24 protein-coding genes and 2 pseudogenes are annotated in these 24,332 nt (G+C 69.2%); 8 read left to right on the forward strand and 18 right to left on the reverse strand.

Annotation, left to right across the window (positions count from 1 at the left end; genetic code table 11):
- The first annotated feature begins 46 nt into the window (after positions 1-46).
- Complete coding sequence (locus ABZV40_RS01360) at positions 47-271, forward strand: hypothetical protein (RefSeq protein WP_355433990.1); 225 nt, start codon at positions 47-49, stop codon at positions 269-271.
- A gap of 6 nt (positions 272-277) precedes the next feature.
- Here ABZV40_RS01360 and ABZV40_RS01365 read toward each other — a convergent pair whose 3' ends face one another.
- Both ABZV40_RS01365 and ABZV40_RS01370 read right to left on the reverse strand, forming a co-directional pair.
- Positions 278-757 carry a GAF domain-containing protein gene (locus ABZV40_RS01365; protein WP_355433992.1) on the reverse strand — a complete coding sequence of 160 codons (480 nt, stop codon included), beginning with the start codon at positions 755-757 and terminating at the stop codon, positions 278-280.
- Between the two features lie 32 nt (positions 758-789).
- On the reverse strand, positions 790-1,263 hold the full coding sequence (locus tag ABZV40_RS01370) for a DUF3291 domain-containing protein (protein ID WP_355433994.1): 474 nt from the start codon (positions 1,261-1,263) through the stop codon (positions 790-792).
- A 78-nt stretch (positions 1,264-1,341) separates the two neighbouring features.
- Here ABZV40_RS01370 and ABZV40_RS01375 point away from each other — a divergent pair, with 78 nt between their 5' ends.
- Together ABZV40_RS01375 and ABZV40_RS01380 are read left to right on the forward strand one after the other, a co-directional pair.
- Positions 1,342-3,156 carry a prolyl oligopeptidase family serine peptidase gene (locus ABZV40_RS01375; RefSeq protein ID WP_355433996.1) on the forward strand — a complete coding sequence of 605 codons (1,815 nt, stop codon included), beginning with the start codon at positions 1,342-1,344 and terminating at the stop codon, positions 3,154-3,156.
- Between the two features lie 45 nt (positions 3,157-3,201).
- On the forward strand, positions 3,202-4,710 hold the full coding sequence (locus tag ABZV40_RS01380; RefSeq protein WP_355433998.1) for a trypsin-like peptidase domain-containing protein: 1,509 nt from the start codon (positions 3,202-3,204) through the stop codon (positions 4,708-4,710).
- A 68-nt stretch (positions 4,711-4,778) separates the two neighbouring features.
- On the opposite strand, the gene ABZV40_RS01385 is transcribed toward ABZV40_RS01380, so the two are convergent.
- From ABZV40_RS01385 to ABZV40_RS01395, 3 genes are all read right to left on the reverse strand, one after another.
- Entirely contained in the window at positions 4,779-5,255 is a 477-nt protein-coding gene (locus tag ABZV40_RS01385) for a DNA starvation/stationary phase protection protein (RefSeq protein WP_355434000.1), read from the reverse strand.
- Positions 5,256-5,271: 16 nt separating this feature from the next.
- Positions 5,272-5,694 (reverse strand): organic hydroperoxide resistance protein, encoded by a 423-nt coding sequence (locus ABZV40_RS01390; protein WP_355434002.1) that lies wholly within the window; start codon positions 5,692-5,694, stop codon positions 5,272-5,274.
- A gap of 80 nt (positions 5,695-5,774) precedes the next feature.
- Positions 5,775-6,350, reverse strand: a complete 576-nt coding sequence (locus ABZV40_RS01395; protein ID WP_355434004.1) for an NAD(P)H-dependent oxidoreductase — start codon at positions 6,348-6,350, stop codon at positions 5,775-5,777.
- A gap of 65 nt (positions 6,351-6,415) precedes the next feature.
- Here ABZV40_RS01395 and ABZV40_RS01400 point away from each other — a divergent pair, with 65 nt between their 5' ends.
- Positions 6,416-7,468, forward strand: coding sequence for an alpha/beta hydrolase (locus ABZV40_RS01400; RefSeq protein ID WP_355434006.1), 1,053 nt, complete (start codon positions 6,416-6,418; stop codon positions 7,466-7,468).
- On the opposite strand, the gene ABZV40_RS01405 is transcribed toward ABZV40_RS01400, so the two are convergent.
- Positions 7,444-8,619, reverse strand: coding sequence for an MFS transporter (locus ABZV40_RS01405; protein WP_355434008.1), 1,176 nt, complete (start codon positions 8,617-8,619; stop codon positions 7,444-7,446). The two genes, ABZV40_RS01400 and ABZV40_RS01405, sit on opposite strands and share 25 nt — an antisense overlap.
- 11 nt (positions 8,620-8,630) lie before the next feature.
- Positions 8,631-9,815 (reverse strand): MFS transporter, encoded by a 1,185-nt coding sequence (locus tag ABZV40_RS01410; protein WP_355434010.1) that lies wholly within the window; start codon positions 9,813-9,815, stop codon positions 8,631-8,633.
- 98 nt (positions 9,816-9,913) lie between these two features.
- Here ABZV40_RS01410 and ABZV40_RS01415 point away from each other — a divergent pair.
- Positions 9,914-10,102: pseudogene (locus ABZV40_RS01415) on the forward strand (hypothetical protein); the annotation flags it as partial.
- Here the strand turns inward: ABZV40_RS01415 and ABZV40_RS01420 are convergent.
- From ABZV40_RS01420 to ABZV40_RS01445, 6 genes are all read right to left on the reverse strand, one after another.
- Positions 10,011-11,468, reverse strand: a complete 1,458-nt coding sequence (locus ABZV40_RS01420; RefSeq protein ID WP_355434012.1) for a gluconokinase — start codon at positions 11,466-11,468, stop codon at positions 10,011-10,013. The pseudogene ABZV40_RS01415 and the gene ABZV40_RS01420 sit on opposite strands and share 92 nt — an antisense overlap.
- Positions 11,423-12,154 carry a class I SAM-dependent methyltransferase gene (locus ABZV40_RS01425; protein ID WP_355434014.1) on the reverse strand — a complete coding sequence of 244 codons (732 nt, stop codon included), beginning with the start codon at positions 12,152-12,154 and terminating at the stop codon, positions 11,423-11,425. Before ABZV40_RS01425 ends, ABZV40_RS01420 begins: the two co-directional genes overlap by 46 nt.
- Before the next feature lie 9 nt (positions 12,155-12,163).
- Positions 12,164-14,167, reverse strand: a complete 2,004-nt coding sequence (locus ABZV40_RS01430; protein ID WP_355434015.1) for an ADP-ribosylglycohydrolase family protein — start codon at positions 14,165-14,167, stop codon at positions 12,164-12,166.
- Complete coding sequence (locus tag ABZV40_RS01435; RefSeq protein ID WP_355434017.1) at positions 14,164-14,706, reverse strand: hypothetical protein; 543 nt, start codon at positions 14,704-14,706, stop codon at positions 14,164-14,166. Before ABZV40_RS01435 ends, ABZV40_RS01430 begins: the two co-directional genes overlap by 4 nt.
- A gap of 203 nt (positions 14,707-14,909) precedes the next feature.
- The gene (locus ABZV40_RS01440) at positions 14,910-15,974 is read right to left on the reverse strand and encodes an aspartate-semialdehyde dehydrogenase (RefSeq protein ID WP_355434019.1); all 1,065 of its coding nucleotides are present in this window, start codon (positions 15,972-15,974) and stop codon (positions 14,910-14,912) included.
- Positions 15,971-17,236, reverse strand: coding sequence for an aspartate kinase (locus tag ABZV40_RS01445; protein ID WP_355434126.1), 1,266 nt, complete (start codon positions 17,234-17,236; stop codon positions 15,971-15,973). Before ABZV40_RS01445 ends, ABZV40_RS01440 begins: the two co-directional genes overlap by 4 nt.
- A gap of 104 nt (positions 17,237-17,340) precedes the next feature.
- Between ABZV40_RS01445 and ABZV40_RS01450 the strand changes: the two genes are divergently transcribed.
- Positions 17,341-18,564, forward strand: coding sequence for a hypothetical protein (locus ABZV40_RS01450; RefSeq protein WP_355434021.1), 1,224 nt, complete (start codon positions 17,341-17,343; stop codon positions 18,562-18,564).
- The gene (locus ABZV40_RS01455; protein WP_355434023.1) at positions 18,564-19,124 is read left to right on the forward strand and encodes a nitroreductase family protein; all 561 of its coding nucleotides are present in this window, start codon (positions 18,564-18,566) and stop codon (positions 19,122-19,124) included. The genes ABZV40_RS01450 and ABZV40_RS01455 overlap by 1 nt, the downstream gene beginning before the upstream one ends.
- Here ABZV40_RS01455 and ABZV40_RS01460 read toward each other — a convergent pair.
- From ABZV40_RS01460 to ABZV40_RS01470, 3 genes are read right to left on the reverse strand one after another with little or no spacing between them, the layout of a single operon-like run.
- Positions 19,110-19,610 carry an NUDIX domain-containing protein gene (locus tag ABZV40_RS01460; RefSeq protein WP_355434025.1) on the reverse strand — a complete coding sequence of 167 codons (501 nt, stop codon included), beginning with the start codon at positions 19,608-19,610 and terminating at the stop codon, positions 19,110-19,112. The two genes, ABZV40_RS01455 and ABZV40_RS01460, sit on opposite strands and share 15 nt — an antisense overlap.
- Before the next feature lie 10 nt (positions 19,611-19,620).
- Positions 19,621-19,908: a hypothetical protein gene (locus tag ABZV40_RS01465; protein ID WP_355434027.1), complete on the reverse strand. Its 288-nt coding sequence runs from the start codon at positions 19,906-19,908 to the stop codon at positions 19,621-19,623.
- An 18-nt stretch (positions 19,909-19,926) separates the two neighbouring features.
- Entirely contained in the window at positions 19,927-20,223 is a 297-nt protein-coding gene (locus ABZV40_RS01470; protein WP_189255883.1) for a hypothetical protein, read from the reverse strand.
- A gap of 244 nt (positions 20,224-20,467) precedes the next feature.
- On the opposite strand from ABZV40_RS01470, the gene leuA reads away from it, so the two are divergent.
- The gene (gene leuA, locus ABZV40_RS01475; protein WP_355434029.1) at positions 20,468-22,258 is read left to right on the forward strand and encodes a 2-isopropylmalate synthase; all 1,791 of its coding nucleotides are present in this window, start codon (positions 20,468-20,470) and stop codon (positions 22,256-22,258) included.
- On the opposite strand, the gene ABZV40_RS01480 is transcribed toward leuA, so the two are convergent.
- Positions 22,248-23,195 (reverse strand): hypothetical protein, encoded by a 948-nt coding sequence (locus ABZV40_RS01480; RefSeq protein ID WP_355434129.1) that lies wholly within the window; start codon positions 23,193-23,195, stop codon positions 22,248-22,250. The genes leuA and ABZV40_RS01480 overlap by 11 nt on opposite strands.
- A pseudogene (locus tag ABZV40_RS01485) lies at positions 23,172-24,325 on the reverse strand (MFS transporter); the annotation flags it as partial. The gene ABZV40_RS01480 and the pseudogene ABZV40_RS01485, both read right to left, overlap by 24 nt.
- Between the last annotated feature and the right edge of the window lie 7 nt (positions 24,326-24,332).

A 24,332-nucleotide genomic window follows, 5' to 3' on the forward strand; every position in this document is an offset into this window, starting at 1 on the left:
AAGGCAGTGGTTCAGCGCTCGTTGAAAGAGTCGGGAGATGCTTGTGATGGACTCCGTCGCCGACAAACCTGCCCATAGGTCGTGGATCGTCATCGCGGCCAAGTCCATTGTGGTGTTGCAGACCCTGGCGATCGTTTACATGCTCACGTCGGCCTGGGTGGCGGCTGCGGTGGCTGTCGGCTTCATGGTGGTCGTGGGCACGGTCAAAGTGCTGTCGCGGGCGTCGCGGCAGGTCGACCAGATCTTCGAGGACGAGCTCGGCCGCCAGTGAGACCGCTCAGTTGAAGAAGCCTCGCGCGGGCAGGCCTTCCGGGAAGCGTTCCAGCGCTTCCCCGGCGTCACGGGCCAGCGCCTGCAGGGTCTCGGTCTCCGCGGGCGTCGCGATGTGCGGGACGGCCCAGTAGCAACCGATGGCGCCGATTGGTTCCGGGCGCAGGATCGGGGCCATCAACAGGCTTCGCACGAATGTCGGGCGATACGCTTCCTGAGGGATCCTCGAATCGAAGCGGATGTCCCTGATCGCCACGGTTTGACGATTCAGCATCGCCCAGCCGCTGATGCAGTTCACGGCCGGGAAGCGCTGGCCCTTCCACAACGGACTCATCGAGTCCTCGTCCGCGTAGTAGCAGAGATCGCCGTCCAGCAGCACCAACGTGGCGCCGTGAGCTGCCAGCGAGGAACGAGCCGTGGTGCGGACGATCCGTTGCACTTCCTCCAACGTCGCGGCTCCGGCGAGGCGTTCCATCGTTTCGGACATGTATCAACACTAACTCGCGCCGCCCGCACGGCCTAGATATTCCGGCGCGGCGTGAAATATGGCGTGATCGATTGTTCGCCGTAGATCTGCTTCAGCGTGAACACGTGTGAGGACGGGCCGTGCGCGCGCAGGTGCACCAACCGTTCCTCGGCTTCGGCGACGGAAGGCCGGTGGCCGGCGGGCACCCACCACAGCGCGGTCATCGCCTCGGTCGGCCGGTGGAACCACTTGCGCCTGCCGCGCAGCACCGCTCGGTGGGCCTCGCCGTAGACGTAGTCGAGCAACGTCTCCGGCGACTCCCACACGGACATGTTGACGATCAGCCAGTCGTCGTCGAAGACGCGGATCGCGGTCGCGTCTCCCGCCTCGCTCTGCAACCGCCAGCGGAAGCCGGATGCGGCGTCCGCGACCGCGTTCACCTCGTCGAGGGCGTCGACGAACTCCTTGAGCCGCGGGCTGTCCAGCGGTGCGAGCAGGCGCGAGATGTTGACCTGGGCGAGTTCCATCGACGCGGCAGCTCCCCGCTGAGGTGGTCGTGGCATTTCGGATCCCCCTGGAACCGGGTCTGACTCTAGTGTTGAGGCGTGACAACGCACCCTGCTCCGAACGTTCCGGACCAGCTCTTCGACGATCCGGCCGCCGAGACCCGGTGGCGCGAGCGGTTCACCGCTCCCCGGATGAGCCTGCCCAGCTGGGCGGACGACGCACCGGACCGCACCCTGTACGTCTCCAACGCGAGCGGCGTGTGGGAGATCTACGCCTGGGACCGGGCGAAGGACGAGCACCGCAAGGTCACGGACCGCCCGAACGGCACCTCGCACGGCACGCTGAACCCGGACGGCACCGAGATCTGGTGGTTCGACGACCACGACGGCGACGAGTTCGGCGTCTGGGTGCGCGAACCGTTCACGCCCGACGGCAGCAAGGCCGAGCCCGCGGTCGCGAACGTCCACGCCGGCTACCCCGCCGGGCTGGAGCTCGGCCGCGACGTCGTGGCCGTGGCCGCCTCGACCGACGACGGCACGACGGTCTGGCTGTCGCGTGCCGGTGGCCCCGCCGAGGTGATCTACCAGCACGTCAACGACGCCGGCGTGACCGCGTTGTCGAAGGACGAGTCGCTGGTCGTGATCGCGCACTCCGAGCACGGCGACAACCGGCACATGGCCCTGCGCGCGTTGAGCGCCGCCGACGGCCGGACGGTCGCCGAGAAGTGGGACGGCAAGGGCAAGGGCCTGGACGCCATCTCGTTCAGCCCGGTGCGCGGCGACCAGCGGCTGCTGGTGCTGCACGAGCGGCGCGGCCGCGAGGAGCTGCTGATCTGGGACGTCGCCGCCGACACCGAGACCGAGGTCGTCCTCGACCTGCCGGGTGAGGTGGCCGCAGACTGGTACCCGGACGCGTCCGCGCTGCTGATCGTGCACACCCACCACGCCCGCAACACCGTGCACCGCTACGACCTCACGACCGGCGAACTGTCCACCCTGGACACCGCGCCCGGCGTGATCGGCTCCGCCGGCGTGCGGCCGGACGGCACGGTCGAGTACTCGTGGTCGTCCGCGGAGAAGTCCACGGTGATCCGCGCGCTGGCCACCGACGGCACCGAACGGGTGCTGGTCGAGCCGCAGGGCGCTCGTGCCGCGACCTCGGCGCCGTTGGAGGACGTCTTCGTCGGCGAGGTGCACGCGCTGGTGTCCAAGCCGGAAGGCGAGGGCCCGTTCCCGACGGTGTTCCTGATCCACGGCGGCCCGCACTCCTCCGACGAGGACCGCTTCTCGGCGTACCGGGCCGTCTGGCTGGACGCCGGGTTCGCGACCGTGCACGTCAACTACCGCGGTTCCAGCGGCTACGGCTCGAAGTGGCGTGACGCGATCGAGGGCAGGCCGGGTCTGACCGAGCTGGAGGACATCGCGGCCGTGCACGACTGGGCGGTCGAGTCCGGGCTCACCGACCCGTCGAAGTCGGTGCTGAGCGGCGCGTCGTGGGGCGGCTACCTGACCCTGCTCGGCATCGGCGTGCAGCCGCAACGGTGGGCCGTCGGCATCGCGGGCGTCCCGGTGGCGGACTACCTCGCCGCGTACGAGGACGAGATGGAGCCGCTGCGGGCGTTCGACCGCGCGTTGTTCGGCGGTTCACCGGACGAGCTGCCCGAGCTCTACCAGGAGTGCTCGCCGCTCACCTACGTCGAGCAGGTGACCGCGCCGGTGCTGGTGCTCGCGGGCGAGAACGACCCGCGCTGCCCGATCCGGCAGATCGACAACTACCTCGACGCGCTTGCGGCTCGTGGCCACACGTACGAGATGTACCGCTACGACGCCGGCCACGGTTCGTTGGTGGTCGCCGAGACCATGCGGCAGACGGCGGCCGAGGTCGACTTCGCCAGGAGGCACCTGGAGATGTGACCGAAGTCAGCAAAACGTCACCAGCGCCTCCGTAGTGTCGCGACCATGAGGAAAGCTCACTGGGGAGCGGCTCTCGCGCTGGTGGCGTTCTTGCTGCCGGTGCAGGCCGCGGAAGCGGCCACGCCGCAAAGTCAGGTCACCACACCCAGGCCTGAGATCGGTTCGCTGTCGAACTCCGGCGACCCCAAGGACCACCACTGCTCCGGCAGCGTGGTCAGCAGCCCCCGCGGCAACGTGATCGTCACCGCCGCGCACTGCGTCTACGGCAAGCGCAACGTCTTCTTCAGCCCCGGCTACCACGACGGCCAGGCGCCGTACGGCACGTGGCAGTCGGCGGCGATCTACGTCGACGACGGCTACAAGGACAACCACGACATCAACGGCGCCGGCTCGCCCTACGACTACGCCTTCGTCGTGCTGCAGCCGCGCAACGGCAAGAACGTCGCCGAGGTGACGGGCTCCTCGCTCAACCTCCACGTCGACGCGACCCTGCCCGCGGACATGACCGTCTTCGGTTATCCGTCCGCCAAGGACAAGCCGTACCTGTGCGACAGCAGCGCGTCCCGTGACGGCCAGTACTGGGAAACGCTGCAGTGCCTGGGCATTCCCGGCGGGTTCAGCGGCGGCCCGTGGGTGCTGCGCGGCACCAAGGAGCTGATCGGCGTCATCGGCGGCAAGGGCCAGGACCTGCCGCCCACCGACCCGCGCAACTACAGCGTCCGCTTCGACAACCGCGTCAAGGCGTTGTACGACAAGGCTGTCGGCGCACCCGTGCCGCCGAGCAACGGCAACCTGGGCTACCCGCTGGGCAGCGGTTCGACGTGGAAGCACGCGCAGCTCATCACGTCCGGCCGTTTCACCGGCAGCACCCAGCTGGACATGATCGTCCGCTGGAGCGACGGCGAGGTCACCCTCTACCAGGGCGGATCCACGTCCGACCCGCAGAAGCCGTTCGTCGGCGAGACGCAGCTCGCGGCTCCGCAGAGCATCTGGACGCACGCCAAGGGCATCGCCACGGTCGGGAACGGGCTCGTCGTGACGTGGTCGGACGGCGAGGTCACCTACTACGGATCCGTCGACAAGAGCGGCTTCCACAACGAGGTCCAGCTCGCCGCGCCCAACGCCCTGTGGAAGGACCACGCCTCCTACATCGCCGGGCTCGGCGGTGACCTCGTGGTCGTGTGGAACGACGGCGAAACCACGCTCTACCAGGGCATCGCCGCCAACAAGCTCGGTTCGGAGCGCCAGCTCGTCGCGCCGAACGGCACCTGGACGCACGCCCAGACGATCTCCGGCGGCAACTGGACCGGCTCGGGCACGCCCGACCTGCTGGTGCGCTGGAGCGACGGCGAGTTCACGATCTACGGCGACGTGGCCTCCGCCGGTCTCGGCCAGGAGCACCAGGTCCAGGCGCCGAACGACCTGTGGACGCACGCGACCGTCACCGCCGGGCGCGGCAACGGCATCATCGTGCGGTGGAGCGACGGCGAGGTGAGCTTCTACCCCGACGTCGACGGTCAGCTGCACCGCGAAATCCAGCTCGTCGCGCCGTAAGACGAGTGCACGCGGGGAGCTTTCGTGCACTCCTGGCGCACGGAAGGTCCCCGCGTGTGGAAAGCAGGTCAGGCGGCTTGGGCCTGCCACATCCAGTGTGCTTGCTCCAGCTCCTGCGTGATGCCGATCAGCAGGTCCTGGGTGACGAGGTCGGGCTTGTCGGTCTCGTCGATGCGGGCACGCATGCGAGAGATCAGCGAAGCCAGGGAAGCAGTGATCGACGCGACCACCTGGTCCTCCTTCAGCCAGCCGGTCTCGATCTCGGGCACGCCGGACGACGCGGCGACGGTCTTCGCCGTGCCGTTCGGCGTGACGCCGAGAGCGGCGGCTCGTTCGGCGACCTGGTCGGCGGCGTTGCGCGCCAGCGCGACCAGCTCGTCGAGCTGGAGGTGGACGCTGCGGAAGTTCTTGCCGATCACGTTCCAGTGCGCCTGTTTCCCGATCAGGGACAGGTCGATGAGGTCGACGAGTGCCGCCTGCAACACCGCGCCGACCGCGTCGCGGTCACCATCGGCGAGCGGGCTGGTGATCGGGTTCTTGGCCATGGTCCTACGCGCCTCCTCAGACGGTGACGGTGAGCGCCACCTCGATGTTGCCGCGCGTCGCGTTGGAGTACGGGCAGACCTGGTGGGCCTGCTCGACGAGCTTCTCCGCGACCGCCTGGTCGAATCCGGGGATGTTCACCGCCAGCTCGACGGCCAGCTGGAAGCCGCCTGCGCCGTTCGGGCCGATCCCCACCTTGGCGGTTACCTCAGAAGAAGCGAGCTGAATCTTGCCCGCACGCGCGACCGCGGCGAGAGCGGAGTTGAAGCAGGCCGCGTAGCCGGCCGCGAAGAGCTGCTCGGGGTTGGTCGCGTCACCGCCGGGGCCGCCCATCTCCTTCGGCACCGACAGCACCTCGTCGATCACGCCGTCGGAGGACCGGACCTCGCCGTTGCGGCCTTCGCCGTAAGCAGTCGCCTCAGCCGTGTACAGCGCTTCCATTCCGCTCTCCCTTGAGTCAGTGGGCTTTGTTACCCACCGGTTAGAACGGATCGCACACGACTTATCTGCCCGATCGTGAGTCAGTTCACGTCGAGTTGAGACGCGTGGCGCAGCGCGAACTCCACGACCTGGCGGCCGATCACCCGCAGGTTCCGGTCGACGTCGCTGTCCGAGCAGGCGCCGTCGCCGTCGAACTTGACCTGCGCGGAGTTGATCGCGGCGCCGAGCGGGGTCGGCCAGCCGCGCAGCGCGTGCACGATGGAACGGACCGCGGCGAGCGTGTTCACCGCGGCCTGCCAGCCGTACGCGGCGGTGATCGTGCCCACCGCGCGGCCGTCGAGGTACGGGCGGTCGTCGTCACGCAGGTCCTCGACGTAGTCGAGGGCGTTCTTGACCAGGCCGGACACGGTGCCGTGGTAGCCGGGCGACACGAGGATCACGCCGTCGGCGCGCCGCAGGTCCTCGACCATGCGCAGCGCGACGTCCGTCCGTTCCGGCACGGACGGGTCGTAGAACGGCAGCATCAGCTCGGGCCCGCTGTACTGGATCGTCTCCGCACCGAGTTCGCGTGCACCCTCCAGGGCCACCCGCAGTGCGCGCTCGGACTGCGAGTCGGACCTGATCGAGCCCCCGATGCCCACCACCGTCACCGTCATGACATCGATCCTTCCACCTCCAGCTACCTGGAGATCCAGCACTACTCGCTAGTAACGTGAAACACATGTCGAACTTCCAGACGGCCCTGCTGGCCGGCGCTCTGCGCTTCGCGTTCGGTCTCCCCGGCCCCGTGCGCCGCCTCATCGCCGGTACCCCGATCCGTCTGGACGGTCAGGACCTGCACCCGGAAGCGCAGCTGCTGCTCAGGCTCCAGCAGCTGTCCGGGACGGACTGGCGCACGAAGTCAGCATCGGCGAGCCGCCTCGACCTGGAGTTGAGCTCGAAGCTCGTGGCCGGTCCGAAGATCACCGGGGTCGGCACGCGAGAGCTCACGATCGGCGAGTTCGCCGGACGGCTCTACACGCCGGACGGCCTGGCCACCGGATCGCCGTTGTTGATCTTCTACCACGGTGGCGGCTGGGTGACCGGCAGCCTGGAGAGCCACGACAACCTGTGCCGGTTCCTCGCCAGGGAGGCCGGTGTCCGGGTGCTCGCGGCCGACTACCGGCTCGCTCCCGAGGCGCCGTTCCCCGCCGCGGCCGACGACGCCGCCGAGGTGCTGCGCTACGCCGTGGCCAAGGCGGAGGACCTGGGCATCGACGCGAAGCGGATCGCGCTCGGCGGTGACAGCGCCGGCGGCAACCTGGCCGCGGTGACCGCGCACGGCGCCGAGGTCGACCTCGCGTTCCTGCTGCTCTTCTACCCCGGCGTGGACGCCTCGGTGCGCCGCCGGTCGCGGGAGATCTTCGGCAACGGGTTCTTCCTGACCGACGAGAAGATGGACTGGTTCCTCGACCAGTACAGCGCGGGCGGCAAGGACCGCCACGACCCGCGCCTGTCGATCATGCTCGCGGACGACCTCTCGAACCTGCCGCCCACCTACATCGCGACCGCGGGCTACGACCCGTTGCGAGACGAGGGCGAGGCCTTCGCGGAACGCCTGGCCGCCGAGGGCGTGCCGGTCGTGCTGCGCCGGCACGAGGGCCTGTTCCACGGCTTCGCGAACGTGCTCGGGGTCGGCGGGATCTTCCGCGAGGCCGTGTCCGAGGCCGTGGGCGCGCTGCGGACCGGCCTCGCACTCGCGAACTCCGCTCAGGACGTGACCGAGACCGCCTGACGCTCCCGCGACAACACCCAGCCCAGACCGGCGATCGTCAGTCCGGCCAGCCCCGCCACGACGAAGCCGAGCGGGGGTCCGCTGTGGTCCACGGCGACCCCCGCGAGCGGCTGACCGGCGGCGACGCCGAACGTGAACGCGGAGCCCTGCAGGCCCAGGGCGAGTCCGCGGGCGGACGCGGGCGCGTGCCTGCTGATCAGTTCGGTCGAGGCCGCGATCGTCGGCGCGCACGCGAAGTTCATCGGAACGAGCGCGATGGCCAGCAGTGCCACGTTGCCGTCGCCCAGTCCGACCGGGAGCTCCAGCAACGCCATGACCGCGAGCAGGACGACACCGCCCGGCACCCGTTTCAGGCTGCCGTAGACGAGTCCGCCGAGGGCCGACGCCGCGCACATCACCACGAAGATCAGGCCGAGCCAGCTCTGCTCGCCGACGCGCTGCAGCGACGCGATGGAGGCGATCTCCATGCCCGACAACGTCATGGTGGCGCCGAACGGGATGATCAGCGCCGCGAGGACCGGGCCGCGCAACCACTGCGTGAGCCGGGGCTGCGGACCGTCGACGACCTCGTCCTCGTGCACCAGCGGCGGGTTCACCGCGAACAGCACCGCGCTGGCCACGAGGATCGCCACACCGATCGCGACGAGCGCCGTGCCGGACGAGAACTTCGTGGCGATCAGCACACCGGCTGCGGGCCCGACCATGAACGACAGCTCGACCGAGATCGAGTCCAGCGAGAAGGCCGGACGTCGTTGCGGTTCGGGGATGAGCGCCGTCAACGCCTGGCGGCCGATCGACATCATCGGCACCGCCACCAGCCCGTTGGCGAACGCCAGCACCAGCAGCACGTAGTAGTTCATCAGCGGCGCCGTCACCCAGAACACGCCTTCGAGCAGGCTCAGCGCGAGCGTGACCCGCAGGCCCTTGCTGTCGATCAGCTTGCCCATCAGCGGTGACCCGAGGCCGATGCCGACCATGGTCGCGAAACCGACCGTGCCGGCCGCCGCGTAGCCCTGGTGGAGCGTGGTGACGACGTGCAGCGTCACCGTGACGCCCGCCGCCGTCGGGGGGATCCTCGCCAACAGCATCAGCAACATCAGGGGACGTACCCGCGGCAGCGCGAGGACGTGTTTGAAGGGGGCGAGGTTCACGCCCCTCATCGTCACCCGACTGGCAACGGATTTACCTGTTGGCGTTGCCGCGCGAGCACCCACGCGACGCCCGCCACGAGCAGCCCCGCCACACCGACGATCGCGAAACCGGCCGGAGCGCCGCCGTTGTCGATCGCGACCCCCGCGAGCGGTGAACCGATCGCGCCGCCGATGGTGAACGCCGACCCCTGCAACCCCATCGCCAGCCCGCGCGCGGCGGGTGGTGCGAGCCTGCTGATCTGCTCACCGGTGGCGGCGATCAGCGGCGCGCACACCAGGTTCATCGGGATGAGCAGCACGCACAGCCAGAGGATGCTGCCGTCGCCCAGCCCGACCGGGATCTCGCACACCGCCATCACCACGAGCAGCACCAGGACGCTCGGCACGCGCTTCACCCCGCCGTAGACCAGTCCGCCTGCGATGGACGCGGCGCACATCGCGAAGAACACGACGCCGAGCCAGCCCGCCTTGCCGATGTGCTCCAGCGACGCGATCGCCGACACCTCCATGCCCGCGAGGCAGATGGTCTCGCCGATGCACACGACCAGCACGGCGACGATCCGGCCGCGCAGCCACTCGGACACGCGCGGCTTGGGGCCGCCGACGACCTCGTCCTCGTGCACCATCGGCGGGTTCGCCCAGTACAGCAGCACGCCCGCGACCAGGATCGACACGCCGATGAACACCAACGCGGTGTCCGTCGAGAACTTCGTCGCGACGAACACGCCCAGCGCGGGCCCGCCCATGAACGAGAGCTCGACCGAGATCGAGTCGACCGACAACGCGACCCTCCGCTGGTTCTCCGGCACGAGCGCGGTGATCATCTGGCGGCCGATCGACATCATCGGCACGCCGAGCAGACCGACGGCGAACGAGCTGACCAGCAACGTCCAGTAGCTCATCAGAGGCGCGGTCAGCCAGAAGGCCGTGCTGGCCGTGACGCTCAGAGCGAGCATCGACCGCAGACCGCGACTGTCGACCAGCCTGCCCATCAACGGCGCGCCCAGCCCCATGCCGACCGTGCCGGCCGCCCCCACCAGGCCCGCGGCCCCGTAGCCCTGGTGCAGGGTGACCGCGACGTGCAGCGTGAGGATCACGCCGGTCGCTGCCGGGGGCATCCGCGCGAAGAACATCAACAGCGCGAGCGGGCGAACTCTGGGCAGCATGAGGACGTGTTTGAAGGGGGCGAGATCCACGCGGTCATCCTCACTCGCGTGGCAAAACGTTTAACCCTTCGTTTTCTTGATGTGTTCAAGATCGCAGGACTAGGGTGATGACCGTGGCTGCACTGGACCACCTCGTGTGTCGCGAATGCGGCCGGGTCGAGGACGTGGACTGCGTCTTCACCCCGGCGGTCGAGCTCGCCGGCTTCCACGTGGAACGTGCCGAGGTCACGTTCTGGGGCCGGTGCCCTCGCTGTACAGCTCTTCCAGCGCCCGGTACGCCTTCGCCACGAACGGCCGTGCCGACGCATACCGCCTGATGGCGTCCTCGTCCGGTGTGATCGTTTGAATCGGCCGCACCAGGTCGACGGTCAGCTCCGGGATCACGTCCAGGGCGCGCCAGGCCACCAGGGCGGCGCCGACCGCGGAGCCTCCGCTGTCCTCGGTCAGGTGCAACGGCATGCCGAGGGTGTTGGCCAGGGTCTGCGCCCAGATCGGGGCGCGGAAGGCGCCGCCGGTGATCCGCAACGACTCGACGTTCGGGACGGCGTCCAGCACCAGCGCCAGCTGCTGACACACACCCTCGACCAGAGCCTTGGTGATCTGCTGAGGGGTGTGTTCGCGTCGAAGGCCGAGCAACGCGGCGTGCGCGGTCGAATCCCACCACGGCGCCCGTTCACCGAGCAGGTACGGCAGGGCGACCAGGCCGTCCGAGTCGACCGCGGCGGCCCGGCCCAGCAGGTCGCCGACCGGGATGCCGAACGTCTCGGCGGCCCACTGCGCGACGACACCGCCGTTGCTGATCGCACCGCCACGCACCCACAGTCCCTCGGCGATGGCGTAGCTGAAGGTGCGGCCTTCCTCGTCGACGCCCGGACCTCGTTGCGCCACGCGCAGTGCGCCCGAGGTGCCGAGCGAGACCGCACCCGCACCGGGCGTGGCCGCGCCGACGCCGAGGTTGCCGAGCGGGCCGTCACCGCCGCCGATGATCACCGGGATGCCCTTGCGCAGCCCGGGGATCTCGGCTTTCAGCGGCGTGGAGTGCGTGGGTTCGACGAGCGGCGGCAGCTGGTCGGCCGTCACGCCGGCGAACTCCAGCGACGGCTCGTGCCACTGCAGCGTGTGGATGTTCATCAGTCCCGTGCCGGAACCGCACGAGTGCTCGTTGAGCAGCTCGCCGGTCAGGTGCAGGTGCACGAAGTCCTTGATCTCGCACCACTTCGCGGCGCGCACACCGTTCTCGTGGAACCAGGCGAGCTTCATCAGCGGCGTGAACGAGTGGATCGGCGTGCCGGTCGCCTGGTGCAGTTCACGGCCTTCCGGCGTGCCGCGCAGGCGTTCGGTCTGCTCGACCGCGCGGTTGTCGGCCCAGCTCAACGACTCCGTGACCGGGCGCAGGTCGGCGTCGAGCCCCATGATCGAGTGCATGGCACCGGTCAGGGCGACGGCGCGGACGTCGTCGGACGCCAGTTCGGCCAACGCGTCGAGGGCGGCGTTGAGCACCTGGAACGGATCGTGGGTGGCTTCGGCGCCGCTCGTGCGCATCGGGTAGCCGCGTTCGGTCGAGGCCACGACACGGGCCTGGGCGTCGACCGCCACGACCTTGGTGGCCGTGGTGCCGAGGTCCACCGCGAGCACGATCACGAGCCGGCCCGCACTGCCGTGAAGACGCCGAAGCTCGGGCACTTCCGCAGCGCGTCCCAGAACTTCCCTTCGTCCGGGGTCACGGTCGGCTGACGGGTCACGCCGGTCAGACCCGCGCGGGTCAGCGCGCCGTCGAACGCGCCGCGCTCCCAGTAGAAGGAGTCGAAGTCGAACGGCGGGTCGCCCAGCACGTGCACCGTGACCGGCTGTTTCAGGTTCATCGGACCGGTCGGCGTGATCTTGTAGCCGTAACGGCCGTACTCCGCGTACAGCTCCCAGTCCGGTTCCGGGTTCGGCACCAGCACGACGAGCCGCCCGCCTGCCACGAGGTTCGCGGTGAGATTGCCGATCATGGCGTCGAGCGCGGCCTCGTCGTCCGCGTAGCCGAGCAACCAGACTGCGGTCACGACGTCGAACTCGCCGAGCACCGGCAGCGCGGTCGCGTCGTGCTGCTCGTAGCTGATGCCGCGCGGTTCGCGTTCCTCGACGTACCGGGCGTAACCGATCATCTCGCCGGCCGAGTCGACGCCCACGACGCGGGCCGCGCCCAGGTCGTGGAAGAGCCGCGCGTAGAAGCCGGTGCCGCAGGCCACGTCCAGCACGGACTTCCCGCGCAGGTCACCGACCGCGGACAGCAACGTGGCGCGCTCGGCCAGCCCGGTCGGGATGTGCTTGGCCCGCTCGTAGACCGCGCCCAGCGCGTCGTACTGCTCGTCGCTCTCCGCCATGACGTCAGCCTAGGAGGGCGGGTAGCGGGTGAACCACTCCTGCGCCATCGGCGGGTTCGGCCCGGTCTCGGCGGCCCAGTCCTCGACCATCTGGTCGATGACCTCGCGGAACTGGACGCGCTCGACCCAGTCGGTGCGGATCCTGTCGACGCCGTGCAGCGCGCCGACGAGGTTGCCGCACATCGACGCCGTCGAGTCGTTGTCGCCACCGTGGTTGACCGAGATCAGCAACGCCTCGTTCGGGTCGTCGGTCACCAACGCCGAGTACAGCGCGATCGCGAGAGCCGTGTCACCGACACCGCCACGCCCGAGCTCCTCGACGCGCGCCACGCTCGGGTCGCCGAGAGCGGCGAGTTCGACGGCGTGCTCGACGGCGGCGACGACCTCCTCGTGGTCCTCGTGCCGGACGATCTCCTTCATCGCGGAGTCGACGCCTTCGAGCAGTCCTTTGCCCTGCAACGCTTCGTAAACCAACACCGCGAGGAACCCCGCGGACAGGTAGCCGCTCGGGTGGCCGTGAGTGAGCTCGGCGGCGTACTTCGCCAACGAGAAGGCTTGCTGGGCGTCGTCCGCGTAGAAGGCGATCGGGGCGACGCGCATGGCACCGCCGCAGCCCTTGGAGTTGTTGGCGGGGTTGCTGCTCGTGGCCATCACGCCGGTGCGGGCGTACTGCTGCAACGCCGACGTGACGGTCAAACCCGGCGCCCGCATGCGGAACAGGTCGCGGTGGCCGATCAGCCAGCCGTCCGGTTCGTCCAGAGTGGACAGCGGGCCGCGGGCCTTCTCCCACGGCGTCTTCTGCGTGTGCAGCCACCGCTGACAGGCGTGTTGCAGGGTTTCCAGCACGTCCGCGGTGCCGGTGATCCGCTTGCGCGCGTGCGCCCTGATCACCGCTTCGAACGTGAACAGCGTCATCTGCGTGTCGTCGGTGATCGCCGGGTCGTCCGGCAGGTCCGTGATGCCGTCCGGGCCGTGCCGTTCGTAGACGACCTCCATCGGCAGGTTCTCGGTGTTGGCGCCCAACGCGTCGCCGATCGCCCCGCCGATCAGGCAGCCGCGCAGCTTTCCGTTGTCCTGCTTCGGTTCCGGCTCCCGCACGAGGAACCGGCGGCCCTGGTCGTCCATGCCCAGGGTGAACTCGATCTTGAGTGTGCGCACCGGCACCACGTCGACGGGCGGCACGCTCGCGATGCGCTTCAGCGCCTGGATGTCGGCGCTGCTCAGCCACGGTGAGTGCTCGACGACGAACCTGCCGTACCGCCCGCAGTCGCACATCCGCAGGTGCTGCGCGGCCTCGTCGGGGAAGATCCGGAGGTCCAGCTCGGTGTCGTGGCGGTGGCCGGGGTTGATGTGCAGCTTCTCCGGGCGCGTGCCGGAGAAGTCCCTGCTGAAGACCTTGGTGATGAAGGTGTTCAGCCCGACCCGCGTCCAGGCCGTCGTGCCGTCCGGCATGAGGTCCGGCCTGGTGAAGACGGGCTGGACGTCCGGGAAGTCGAACCGGGTCGCCGACACCTCGCCGGGGATGAGGACCTCGCCGTGCAAACCGTTGTGCCCCAACTGGTCCAGCTGGTACCAACCGCGGTCGACGTAGTCGAGGAACCGTTCCATCGGGGTCAGCGGCACAGGGTCGCCGGACGCGAGAGGTCCGGGCACGTGCGCCGGGTTCGCGTGGAACTCGCCGCCGTCCTTCGCGATCCACCCGGCGACGGCGGTGAAGTTCGGGTCGGTGCGCATGCCGGGCAACGTGATCAGCTCGGGGTCGAACCGCGCCTCCCACGGGCGGTCCCTGACGTTGCCGTCCTCGATGACCGACGTGGTGCCCAGCACGTGCACCTCGACGCCCTGCTTGGGCCAGCGGCCGCCCGATCGGACACGGCCGTCCTCGCTCGGCACCGCGTAGCCGATCTCCCAGCCGTCCCGCGTGCGGAACACGCTGTCCTCGTCGATGCGGAAGTCCTCGCCCCGCTCGGCGATCCACGGCGCGGCCAGCGCGAGCGCCTCCTCGCGGTTCACCACGACCTCCGGTACAGCTCTTCGGCCACGCGTCCGATCTCGTGCTCCGGTCCGCCCCGCAGAGCACCCGCGATCGCCCGCGCGACACCACGTCCCTCGCCACGAACGGCCTGCGCCAGCGCACCGGCGGCCGTGCACGGGTCGGCGTCGGGGGGATCGAGCTGCTCAGGTGTGAAGAGGTGCTCGGCCAGTGCGATCACGGCATCGGCGGCCGGCGAGTCCTCGCCGTGGGTGAGCGCGACCAGCTCGCGGATCCGGTCCGCTTCGAGTCGTCGCACGGCGGCGGGCAGCGCCCAGATCAACGCGCCAGGCCCCTGTGAGGTGGTCCGGCGGCTGTTGGTGACCTGCCGGGACACCAGGTCCGGCTGCACGGCGGGCTTGGCCGCCCACTCCGCCAGCGCGGCCGCGGGATCCTCCGCCGAACACGCGACCAGCTGGTCGACGAGTCCTGTTCGGACACCCGCGCCGTGTGCAAAGCCTTGATAGGCGGCCACGACCTGACTCAGCCGGGGCGGCCTGATCCATTCGATCTCCCCCATCGCCGCCCGACCATAACAGGCCGGGCGGCGGCGGGAGTTCTACTTCTGAGCAGGTGACGGGAAGCCGAGTTCGCAACTCGCCATCTGCTGCCATCTGCCGAGGTGGATGAAGGGCTCCTTCCTCCACCTGACGTGGATGAAGGAGCCCTTCATCCACGTAACTGCCCGGCAGACGAGTTGCGGACAAGACCTCTGCAGGGCGCTCAGAGGCGCTTCGCGAGCTCTTCCGCGACCTCGTAGGTGTTCAGCGCGGCACCCTTGCGCAGGTTGTCACCGCACACGAAGAAGTCCAGCGTGTTCGGGAAGTCCAGCGCCTGGCGCACGCGACCCACGTACGTCGGGTCGCCGCCCACCACGTCGGCGGGCGTCGGGAAGCGCTTCGCGGCCGGGTCGTCGACGAGCACGATCGTCGGCTGGGCCTCGAAGATCTTGTGCGCCGCCTCGACCGTGACCTCGCGCGCGAACGTCGCGTGGACCGACAGCGAGTGCGTGGTGACGACCGGGACGCGCACGCAGGTGGCCGAGACCTTCAGGTCCGGGATGCCGAGGATCTTGCGGGCCTCGTTGCGGACCTTCAGCTCCTCCGACGACCAGCCGTCGTCCTTGAGCGAACCGGCCCACGGCACCACGTTCAGCACCAGCGGAGCCGGGAACGGCGAGTCGGCGGCGGACAGACCGGCGGCGGCGAGCGCCTCGGCCACGTCACCGGCGACGACGCCCGCCTCCTTGCCGGCCAGCGCGCTGATCTCGGCGTAGAGGCGGTCGATGCCGGACTGACCCGCACCGGACGCGGCCTGGTAGGAGGCCACGACCAGTTCCTTCAGCTCGAACTCGCGGTGCAGGGCACCGAGCGACGCCATCATCGACAGCGTCGTGCAGTTCGGGTTCGAGATGATGCCGCGCGGGCGGTTGTCGATCTGGTCCGCGTTGACCTCGGGCACGACCAGCGGCACGTCCGGGTCCATCCGGAACGCGCCGGAGTTGTCGATCGCGATGGCGCCACGAGAAGCGGCGACCGGTGCCCACTCGGCCGAGACCTCGTCCGGCACGTCGAACATCGCGATGTCCACGCCGTCGAACGCCTCGGGCGACAGCGCGACGACCGTCAGCTCCTGGCCGCGCACGCTGATCTTCTTGCCCGCCGAGCGCGGGGACGCGATCAGCCGGACCTCGCCCCACGGGAAGTCGGAGCGGGTGTTCATGATGTCGATCATCACGGTGCCCACGGCACCGGTCGCGCCAACCAGCGCGAGTACAGGCGCGGTCATCGGCCAGTCCCTGCGTAGACGACGGCCTCTTCGTCGCCACCGAGCTCGAACGCGTCGTGCAGGGCACGGACGGCGTCGTCGAGCTGGGTGTCGCGGCAGATGACCGAGATGCGGATCTCCGAGGTGGAGATGATGTCGATGTTGACGCCGGCCGTGGCCAGCGCCTCGCAGAACGTCGCCGTGACGCCGGGGTGCGAGCGCATGCCCGCGCCGATCAGCGACACCTTGCCGACGTGCTCGTCGTAGAGGACCTGGTCGAAGCCGATCTCGCCGCGGGCCTTCTCCAGTGCCGCCACCGCGCGCGGGCCGTCGACCTTGGCCAGCGTGAACGTGATGTCCGTCTTGCCCGACGCGGCCTGCGAGACGTTCTGCACGACCATGTCGATGTCGAGCTCGGCCTGCGCGACGACGCGGAAGATCCTGGCCGCGATGCCGGGGTGGTCGGGGACGGCGGTAACGGTGATCTTGGCTTCAGACCGGTCGTGCGCGACGCCGGTGATCATCGCCTGTTCCACGTGAAGGTCCTCCACTGAACCGGACACGATCGTTCCGGTCTTGTTGCTGAACGAAGAGCGGACGTGCACGGGCACGTTGTAGCGGCGGGCGTACTCCACGCAGCGGAGCATGAGCACCTTCGCGCCACACGCGGCCATCTCGAGCATTTCCTCGTACGTGATCGTGTCGAGCTTCTTCGCGTTCGGCACGATGCGCGGGTCGGCGGTGTAGACGCCGTCCACGTCGGTGTAGATCTCGCACACGTCGGCCTTGGTCGCGGCCGCGAGCGCCACCGCGGTGGTGTCGCTGCCGCCCCGGCCGAGCGTGGTGATCTCGTTCGACCCCTGGGAGACGCCCTGGAAGCCGGCGACGATCGCGATGGCCCCCTCGGAGGTGGCGTCCTGGATGCGGCTCGGCGTCACGTCGATGATGCGGGCTTTGCCGTGCACCGCCGTCGTGATCACGCCTGCCTGCGAGCCCGTGTACGAGCGGGCCTCGGCACCGAGCGAGTGGATCGCCATGGCGAGCAGCGACATCGAGATCCGCTCACCGGACGTGAGCAGCATGTCGAGCTCACGCGCCGGCGGCACCGGGGAGACCTGGCGGGCGAGGTCGAGCAGCTCGTCGGTCGTGTCACCCATGGCGGACACGACGACAACGACGTCGTTCCCCGCCTTTTTGGTCGCGACGATGCGCTCGGCCACGCGTTTGATCCGCTCGGCACTCTCAACCGATGAACCGCCGTACTTCTGGACGACGAGCGCCACCGACCTGACCTCCTTCACGCGACTAAAACTGCACGTCGTAGGCAGCCTACCCGGACCACCTGGTGAGACTCTGGAGCCGTGACACGCGTGACTACTCTGTCCGGGTGTCGTCGACCGCCTTTGACGTGGAGGCCCCAGAGGCCGTGCATGAGAACGGTGCGCGCTCACGGCTGGCCGCGGCGCTCGAACATCCGGCCGCGCTGTGGTCGGTCCCGGCGCTGATCTACCTGTTCGTGCGACAGGTCGGCGTGTACGTGTTGCAGCTCGTGGTCGACTACCAGAACGAGCTGCGCGGCTCGGCGATGACCGCGATGGGCGAGCTGAGGTCGTGGGACGGCGAGTGGTTCCTCGGCATCGCCGCCGGCGGCTACAACGACGTCCCGTCCCGCCTGGCCGACGCGGCGGGCAGGCGCACCGCCGAGACCCCGCTCGCGTTCTTCCCCGGTTATCCGGCGCTGGTCAGGTGGGTGCACGGCCTGCCGGGCGTGAGCGTGGAGGGCGCCGGCTTCGCGGTGAGCGTGATCAGCGGCCTGTTCTGCGCCTACGCCCTGTTCGTGCTCGGCCGCACGGTGCGCACCGGCTCCACGGCGGCGGGCCTGGTCCTGGTCACCCTGTTCGCCGCCTCCCCGATGGCCGTCGTGCTGTCGATGACCTACTCGGAGGCGACCTTCTGCGCGTTCGCCGCGTGGGCCCTGGTCGGTGTGGTGCGCAAGCGCTGGATCCTCGCGGGCGTCTGCTGCGCGGCCGCGGGCCTGGTCCGCCCCACCGCGGCCGCCCTGATCGCGGCGGTCGTGCTCGCGGCCCTGGTGGCGATCGTCGCCGACCGGCACGACTGGCGCGCGTGGGTCGGCGGCCTCGTCGCCCCGCTGGGCCTGCTCGGCTACCTGGGCTGGGTGGCGGTGCGCACCGGCGACCTGGCGGGCTGGTTCGGCGTGCAGCAACGCGGCTGGAACTCGAAGTTCGACGGCGGCGCCGCCACCCTCAAGTTCGCCTTCGAGCACCTCGGCAACCCTCGCTCGGAACTCGAAACGGGCACCGTCTGGCTGCTGATCGCGGCGATCGTCCTGGTCTTCTACGCCTTCCAGCGCCGCCTGGAGTGGCCGCTGATCGTGTACGGCATCGGCGTACTGGTCATGGACCTCGGCTCGAACGGCCTGATGAACTCCAAGGCGCGCCTGCTGCTGCCGGCCTTCACGCTGCTGATCCCGCTGGCCCTGGTCCTGGCCCGCCGCCGGCTGTCCACCGTGCTGACCGTGCTCGGCCTGGCCACCCTGTTCAGCGCCTGGTTCGGTGCCTACTCGCTGGCCGTTTGGCAGTATGCGATCTGATGAACGAGCTGATCGCCCAGCGCTGGAGCCCGCGAGCCTTCTCCCCTGACGCAAGCGTCTCCGACGACGAGCTGCGCACCCTGCTGGAAGCGGCCCGCTGGGCCCCGTCCCACGGCAACAGCCAACCGGCCCGCTTCGTGGTGGGCCACCGCGGCACGCCGACGTTCGACGCGATCCTCGACACCCTCCGCCCCGGCAACAAGACCTGGGCCTTCCGCGCCTCCGTGCTCCTCATCGGCTGCGTGATCACCGCGGACGACCGCGGCGACCTCCCGAACGTCGAGTTCGGCCTGGGCCTGGCCATGGAGAACATCGCCCTGCAGGCCGTCGACCTGGGCCTGATCGCACACATGATGGGCGGCTTCGACAAGGCGGCCGCCCACGAGGCCTTCGCCATGCCCGCCGACGTGCGCCCGCTCGTCGCCATGGCCATCGGCCGCCCGGGCCGCCTGGAAGACCTCCCGGAGGACCTGCAAGTCCGCGAGCAGCGCGAACGCCGGCGCCACCCGCTCGCCGAAACCGTCTTCACCGGCACCTGGGGCCAGTCACTGTTCGGTTAGGAAGTACTTCGTGGCGATCTCGTTGTGCAGCGGAAACGCCAACGGCACGCACTCGAAGATGACCTTCCGCTCCGACGCCTCCTCGTTCGGCACGAACGGCGGCATGTCCTCAGCGTTGATCTCGGGCGCCGTCGCGAACAACAACACCGTCGCCCCGTCCGGCGTCGACACGAAGTACAACGGCCGCAGCTCACCGGGATCGACCCGCAGCCCGGCTTCCTCTTCGAGCTCGCGCGCGGCACTCTCCTGCCACGACTCCCCGCGATCCATGAACCCGCTGACGAACGCCAGCTCCCCCACCGGCGGAATCGCCCGCCGCACCGTCAGCAACCCGGTGCGCGGCCCGTCCTTCACCGGCACCAGCAACACCACGACAGGCACCGGGTTGGCCCACACCACGTGCGTGCAACTCGGACACGTGCGCGGGTAACTCCGCGTATCCGCATACGCCGTGCCGCAGTTGTTGCAGAAGTCGTCGCGCGCCATGCCTTCGAACCTAGTTGAGGCGCCTCACGAGCTTCAGGACGATCGCTCGAACGGCCAGCCAGAACAACGCCGCCAGCCCGAAGTTGACGATGACCCCCAGCTTCGCGTCCGGCGGCGAGAAGAGGTCCTTGAACGCGAGCGCCACCGGCTCGGCCACCTCCCGCACCGTGGTGGTGATGGGGTTGCCGGGGTTGGCCCCGCCGACGGTCAGCACGACGTGAACGACGAGCACGACCGCCAGCGCGAGGCCGACCCAGCTGACGACACCTGCCGCGATCCCGACCGCACGCGTACGCATAGGCCGGGAATGTACTACTCAGTAACGGGATACCGCACGCGCGAGAATGCCGGTCACGACCAGCCAGAACACGGCGGCGAGACCGTAGTTCAGGAGCACGTCGACGTTGTAGTTGCCAGTGTTGAAGAGGCCGGGGAAGAACAGGGCGAGCGGCTCGGCGAGCGACTGGATGAACTTGAAGAAGGCGTTCGCCTGGTTCGCACCGAGCACGATCATCAGGATGTAGAGGATCTCGATCAGGGCGAAGACCACACCGATGCCGCTGATCACGCGTGAAGCCGTGCCGCGGCCACTGGTCGTACGTAATCTGGACATGCCTGAACTTTTCCCAGTTCAGAGCGCCGCGAAACTTGCAGGTTGACCACCACCCGCACCGCGTCCCGTCCCACGATCCGGGCGACGCGGTTCCGTCCCGCCCCGATCTGTGGCTACTCTGTGCAGCGTGTGGCGTTCCCTCCTGCTTCGCTGCCGTGACGGGGTCTGATCAGACCGGCCCCCCGTCGCGGGATTCAGCGTTGCCGCCGGTCGTTTCCATCACGACCAGCACGGAGCACCCAAAATGACCTCTCCAGACGCCTACACCTCCGGTAACAGCCGCATCCGCAAGCCCGCGCGCCCGGCCCCGGACTCCCAGCCGAAGTGGAACCCCCAGCTGGGCAGCAGCATGCCGTTCCACCGCTACCGCCCGTTCCACGAGCTGGTCGAAGTGGTCGACGTACCGGACCGCACCTGGCCGACGAAACGCGTGGAGAAGGCTCCGCTGTGGTGCGCGGTGGACCTGCGCGACGGCAACCAGGCCCTGATCGACCCGATGTCGCCGGCGCGCAAGCGCAAGATGTTCGACCTGCTGGTCAGGATGGGTTTCAAGGAGATCGAGGTCGGCTTCCCCGCGGCCAGCCAGACCGACTTCGACTTCGTCCGCGAGATCATCGAGGACGGCGCGATCCCGGACGACGTCACCATCCAGGTGCTGACGCAGTGCCGTGAGGAGCTGATCGCGCGCACGTTCGAGTCGCTGCGCGGCGCGAACAAGGCGATCGTCCACTTCTACAACTCGACGTCGATCCTGCAGCGCCGGGTGGTGTTCCGCAGCGACCGCGAAGGCATCAAGAAGATCGCCGTGGACGCCGCGAAGTTCGCCAAGGAACAGGAGAAGGACTACCCGGAGACCGACTTCCGCTACGAGTACAGCCCGGAGTCCTACACCGGCACCGAGCTCACGTACGCCCTGGAGGTCTGCAACGCCGTCACGGCGGTCATCCAGCCCACGCCGGAGAAGCCGCTGATCATCAACCTGCCGGCGACCGTGGAGATGGCCACCCCGAACGTCTACGCGGACAGCATCGAGTGGATGTCGCGCAACCTCGACCGGCGCGACTCGATCATCCTGAGCCTGCACCCGCACAACGACCGCGGCACGGGTGTCGCCGCGGCGGAGCTCGGCTACCTGGCCGGTGCGGACCGGATCGAGGGCTGCCTGTTCGGCAACGGTGAGCGGACCGGCAACGTCTGCCTGGTCACGCTGGCGATGAACATGTTCAGCCAGGGCATCGACCCGCAGATCGACTTCTCCGACATCGACGAGGTCCGGCGCACGGTCGAGTACTGCAACCAGCTGCCGGTGCCCGAGCGCCACCCCTACGGCGGCGACCTGGTGTTCACCGCGTTCTCCGGCTCCCACCAGGACGCGATCAAGAAGGGCTTCGAGGCCCTGGAGGCCGACGCCAAGGACGCCGGGCAGCACGTCGACGACTTCCCGTGGGAGGTCCCGTACCTGCCGATCGACCCGAAGGACGTCGGCCGCAACTACGAGGCCGTCATCCGGGTCAACTCGCAGTCCGGCAAGGGCGGCGTCGCCTACCTCATGAAGCAGGAGCACCACCTGGACCTGCCGCGGCGCCTGCAGATCGAGTTCTCGAAGGTGATCCAGGAGGTCACCGACACGCAGGGCGGCGAGATCAACCCGAAGGAGATGTGGGACGCCTTCGCGGAGGAGTACCTGCACGGCAGGGTGCCGCTGTACCTGCTCAAGCACAAGGCGTCGTCGGACGGCAGCGGGCACGAGGAGATCACCGCGACGCTGCTGATCGACGGCGAGCAGCAGGAGATCACCGGGTCCGGCAACGGTCCGATCGCCGCGTTCGTCGACGCGCTCGCGTCGGTGGGCTACGACGTGCGGGTGCTGGACTACGCCGAGCACGCGCTGTCCGCCGGTGACGACGCCCGCGCCGCCGCCTACCTCGAATGTGCGGTGGGCGACCGGGTGCTGTGGGGCGTCGGCATCGACAGCTCCACGGTCGCCGCCTCGTTCCGCGCGATCGTGTCGGCCGTCAACAGGGCTAACCGATAACCAGCGACGGGGAGGACGCGTGCGGCACCAGCTGCCGCGGCGCGCCCTCCCCGTTCGCCGGTACGGCCCAGATGCCCTCACCCGGCAGGCCGTAGGCGATGGTGTCGTTGTCGAGCCACACGACCTGGTCGTCGATCCCACGCGTCTCGGCCAGCGGTGTCTCCACCATCGTGCTCAGGTCCAGCACGTGCTCCCGCCACGGCCGCGCGCCGTCGCCGGGCACCCGCTTCTTGAACGCCACGCGCCTGCCGTCCGGTGACAGCGACGGGCATTCGGCGTTCTCCCGCAACGCCTTCGCGGACTTGTCGACCGCGTCGCCCTGGATGAGGTAGGTCTTCCCGCCGACGCCGAGGGTGGCGTAGAAGAGGCGGTCGTCCGAGGTGAACGTGACGCCCCAGTAGTTCATGTCGTTGGTCATCTTCCTGCCCTCGACGCGCAGGCCCTCGATGTTGCTGGCGTACTCCTCGGTCCGGGTGTCGAAGATCCCGGTGCGCGTGGAGAACGCGTTCGACTGCGCGTACGAGTCACCGGTCACGAACGTCGTCCACGACGCCATCCGTCCGTCCGCCGACAGCTTGGCGCGGTTCGGCACGCCCGCCACCTCCACCCGCCGCCGCTCGGTCAACGCCTGGTCGACGAACACCGCCGTCGCACCCGGCATCGGCCGCGACGCGTCCGCGAGGCACAGCCCTTGCCGCGCGGCCGTGTAGAAACGCTTGCAGGACAACGAACTCACCCGACGGGGACCGGCGGGTGAGGACAACGGCACGGAAGCCACCTTGCCGCTGGCGTCGTCCACGAACAGCAGCCTGCCGGGAGTCAGTTCGACCGGTCCCGCTTCCGTTGCGACGACAACCTCGTCCGGTGAGCGCAGCGCGTACGCGGTCGCACCGATGCCCAGAACGATCACGGCCGCGACGACGATCAGGATCCTCATCAAGCGAACCACGTCCAAAGAGCGCCGAACAGGACAGACGAACACGCACGGGCCAGCACCTGGCCGGTCTGGAGCAGGGCCAGACCGGACGTGCGCAGCTCCTCCGGCACCATCGGCCCGGCGACGGCCATCAGCACGCCGTCGGTGCACGCGTAGAACAACCCGTGCAGCAGCAGAACCCCTACCAGCAAAGGGATTCCGGACGCACCGAAGAACAGCAGGTACGCGCCGAGCAGCGCGAGGTGGCCCGCGAGGAAGATCCGCCACCGCCCCACCCGGTCGGCCAGCGCGCCGATCGGCACGGCGGCGAGCAGGTACACGCCGGCCGTGCCGAGGGGCAGCAACGCGATGTAGGCGACCTCGACGTTCAGCTTCTTCTGCAGCAACAGGTAGACGAACCCGTCTCCCAGCGTCAGCAGCCCGAGGCCGCACGCGACCAGGCAGACCCGCCGGAACGGCCTGGACCGCAACAACCCGAAGGCGCTCCGAAGCGACACCGCGACGCGTGGCAGCACGTCGCGGTGATCACGGACGAACAGAACGAGCACCAGGAAACCGACAGCCGCGAAGCAGAAGCTGACGACGAACACCACGTCGTACCGAGCCGGCAGCGTCCACAACAGACAGAACGCGACCAGCGGGCCGAGGAACGCGCCGACGGTGTCCATGGCACGGTGGACACCGAAGGCGCGTCCGAGCGCCGAGGGCTCGCTGCTCAACGTGATCAGCGCGTCCCTCGGCGCGGTGCGCAAGCCCTTGCCGGTTCGATCCCCGGCCAGCACGAGCCCCATCGCACCGGCCGAGGTCCCGGCGGCGAGCAGGCCGAGCTTGCCCAGCGCCGAGATCCCGTACCCGAGCCCGGCGACGAGCTTGCGCCGTTGCCAGCGGTCTGCCGCGTGTCCGCCGGCAACGCGAACCAGTGCCGTCACGCCGGTGTAGATGCCGTCGAGCACACCGAACTGCAGCGGGGAGAACCCCAGTCCCAGCACGAGGTAGAGCGGCAGGATCGCGGTGACCATCTCCGACGAGATGTCGGTGAGCAGGGAAACCGCGCCCAGCGCGAGCACGTTCGCCGCGATCCTGCCGGTGCCACCCGCGGCTGGAGCTTGTCGAGCGGTTGCGATGTACACGACGGCC

It is taken from the genome of Lentzea sp. NPDC004782, assembly GCF_040609115.1.
In the GTDB taxonomy this organism is placed as follows: domain Bacteria; phylum Actinomycetota; class Actinomycetes; order Mycobacteriales; family Pseudonocardiaceae; genus Lentzea.

Excerpts from the sequence above, each read along its gene's own strand:
- ABZV40_RS01360 (WP_355433990.1), top strand. The coding sequence starts at position 47 with ATGGACTCCGTCGCCGACAAACCTGCCCATAGGTCGTGGATCGTCATC.
- ABZV40_RS01365 (WP_355433992.1), bottom strand. The coding sequence starts at position 757 with ATGTCCGAAACGATGGAACGCCTCGCCGGAGCCGCGACGTTGGAGGAA.
- ABZV40_RS01370 (WP_355433994.1), bottom strand. The coding sequence starts at position 1,263 with ATGGAACTCGCCCAGGTCAACATCTCGCGCCTGCTCGCACCGCTGGAC.
- ABZV40_RS01380 (WP_355433998.1), top strand. The coding sequence starts at position 3,202 with ATGAGGAAAGCTCACTGGGGAGCGGCTCTCGCGCTGGTGGCGTTCTTG.
- ABZV40_RS01385 (WP_355434000.1), bottom strand. The coding sequence starts at position 5,255 with ATGGCCAAGAACCCGATCACCAGCCCGCTCGCCGATGGTGACCGCGAC.
- ABZV40_RS01390 (WP_355434002.1), bottom strand. The coding sequence starts at position 5,694 with ATGGAAGCGCTGTACACGGCTGAGGCGACTGCTTACGGCGAAGGCCGC.
- ABZV40_RS01395 (WP_355434004.1), bottom strand. The coding sequence starts at position 6,350 with ATGACGGTGACGGTGGTGGGCATCGGGGGCTCGATCAGGTCCGACTCG.
- ABZV40_RS01400 (WP_355434006.1), top strand. The coding sequence starts at position 6,416 with ATGTCGAACTTCCAGACGGCCCTGCTGGCCGGCGCTCTGCGCTTCGCG.
- ABZV40_RS01425 (WP_355434014.1), bottom strand. The coding sequence starts at position 12,154 with ATGGCGGAGAGCGACGAGCAGTACGACGCGCTGGGCGCGGTCTACGAG.
- ABZV40_RS01435 (WP_355434017.1), bottom strand. The coding sequence starts at position 14,706 with ATGGGGGAGATCGAATGGATCAGGCCGCCCCGGCTGAGTCAGGTCGTG.
- ABZV40_RS01440 (WP_355434019.1), bottom strand. The coding sequence starts at position 15,974 with ATGACCGCGCCTGTACTCGCGCTGGTTGGCGCGACCGGTGCCGTGGGC.
- ABZV40_RS01455 (WP_355434023.1), top strand. The coding sequence starts at position 18,564 with ATGAACGAGCTGATCGCCCAGCGCTGGAGCCCGCGAGCCTTCTCCCCT.
- ABZV40_RS01460 (WP_355434025.1), bottom strand. The coding sequence starts at position 19,610 with ATGGCGCGCGACGACTTCTGCAACAACTGCGGCACGGCGTATGCGGAT.
- ABZV40_RS01465 (WP_355434027.1), bottom strand. The coding sequence starts at position 19,908 with ATGCGTACGCGTGCGGTCGGGATCGCGGCAGGTGTCGTCAGCTGGGTC.
- ABZV40_RS01470 (WP_189255883.1), bottom strand. The coding sequence starts at position 20,223 with ATGTCCAGATTACGTACGACCAGTGGCCGCGGCACGGCTTCACGCGTG.
- leuA (WP_355434029.1), top strand. The coding sequence starts at position 20,468 with ATGACCTCTCCAGACGCCTACACCTCCGGTAACAGCCGCATCCGCAAG.
- ABZV40_RS01480 (WP_355434129.1), bottom strand. The coding sequence starts at position 23,195 with ATGAGGATCCTGATCGTCGTCGCGGCCGTGATCGTTCTGGGCATCGGT.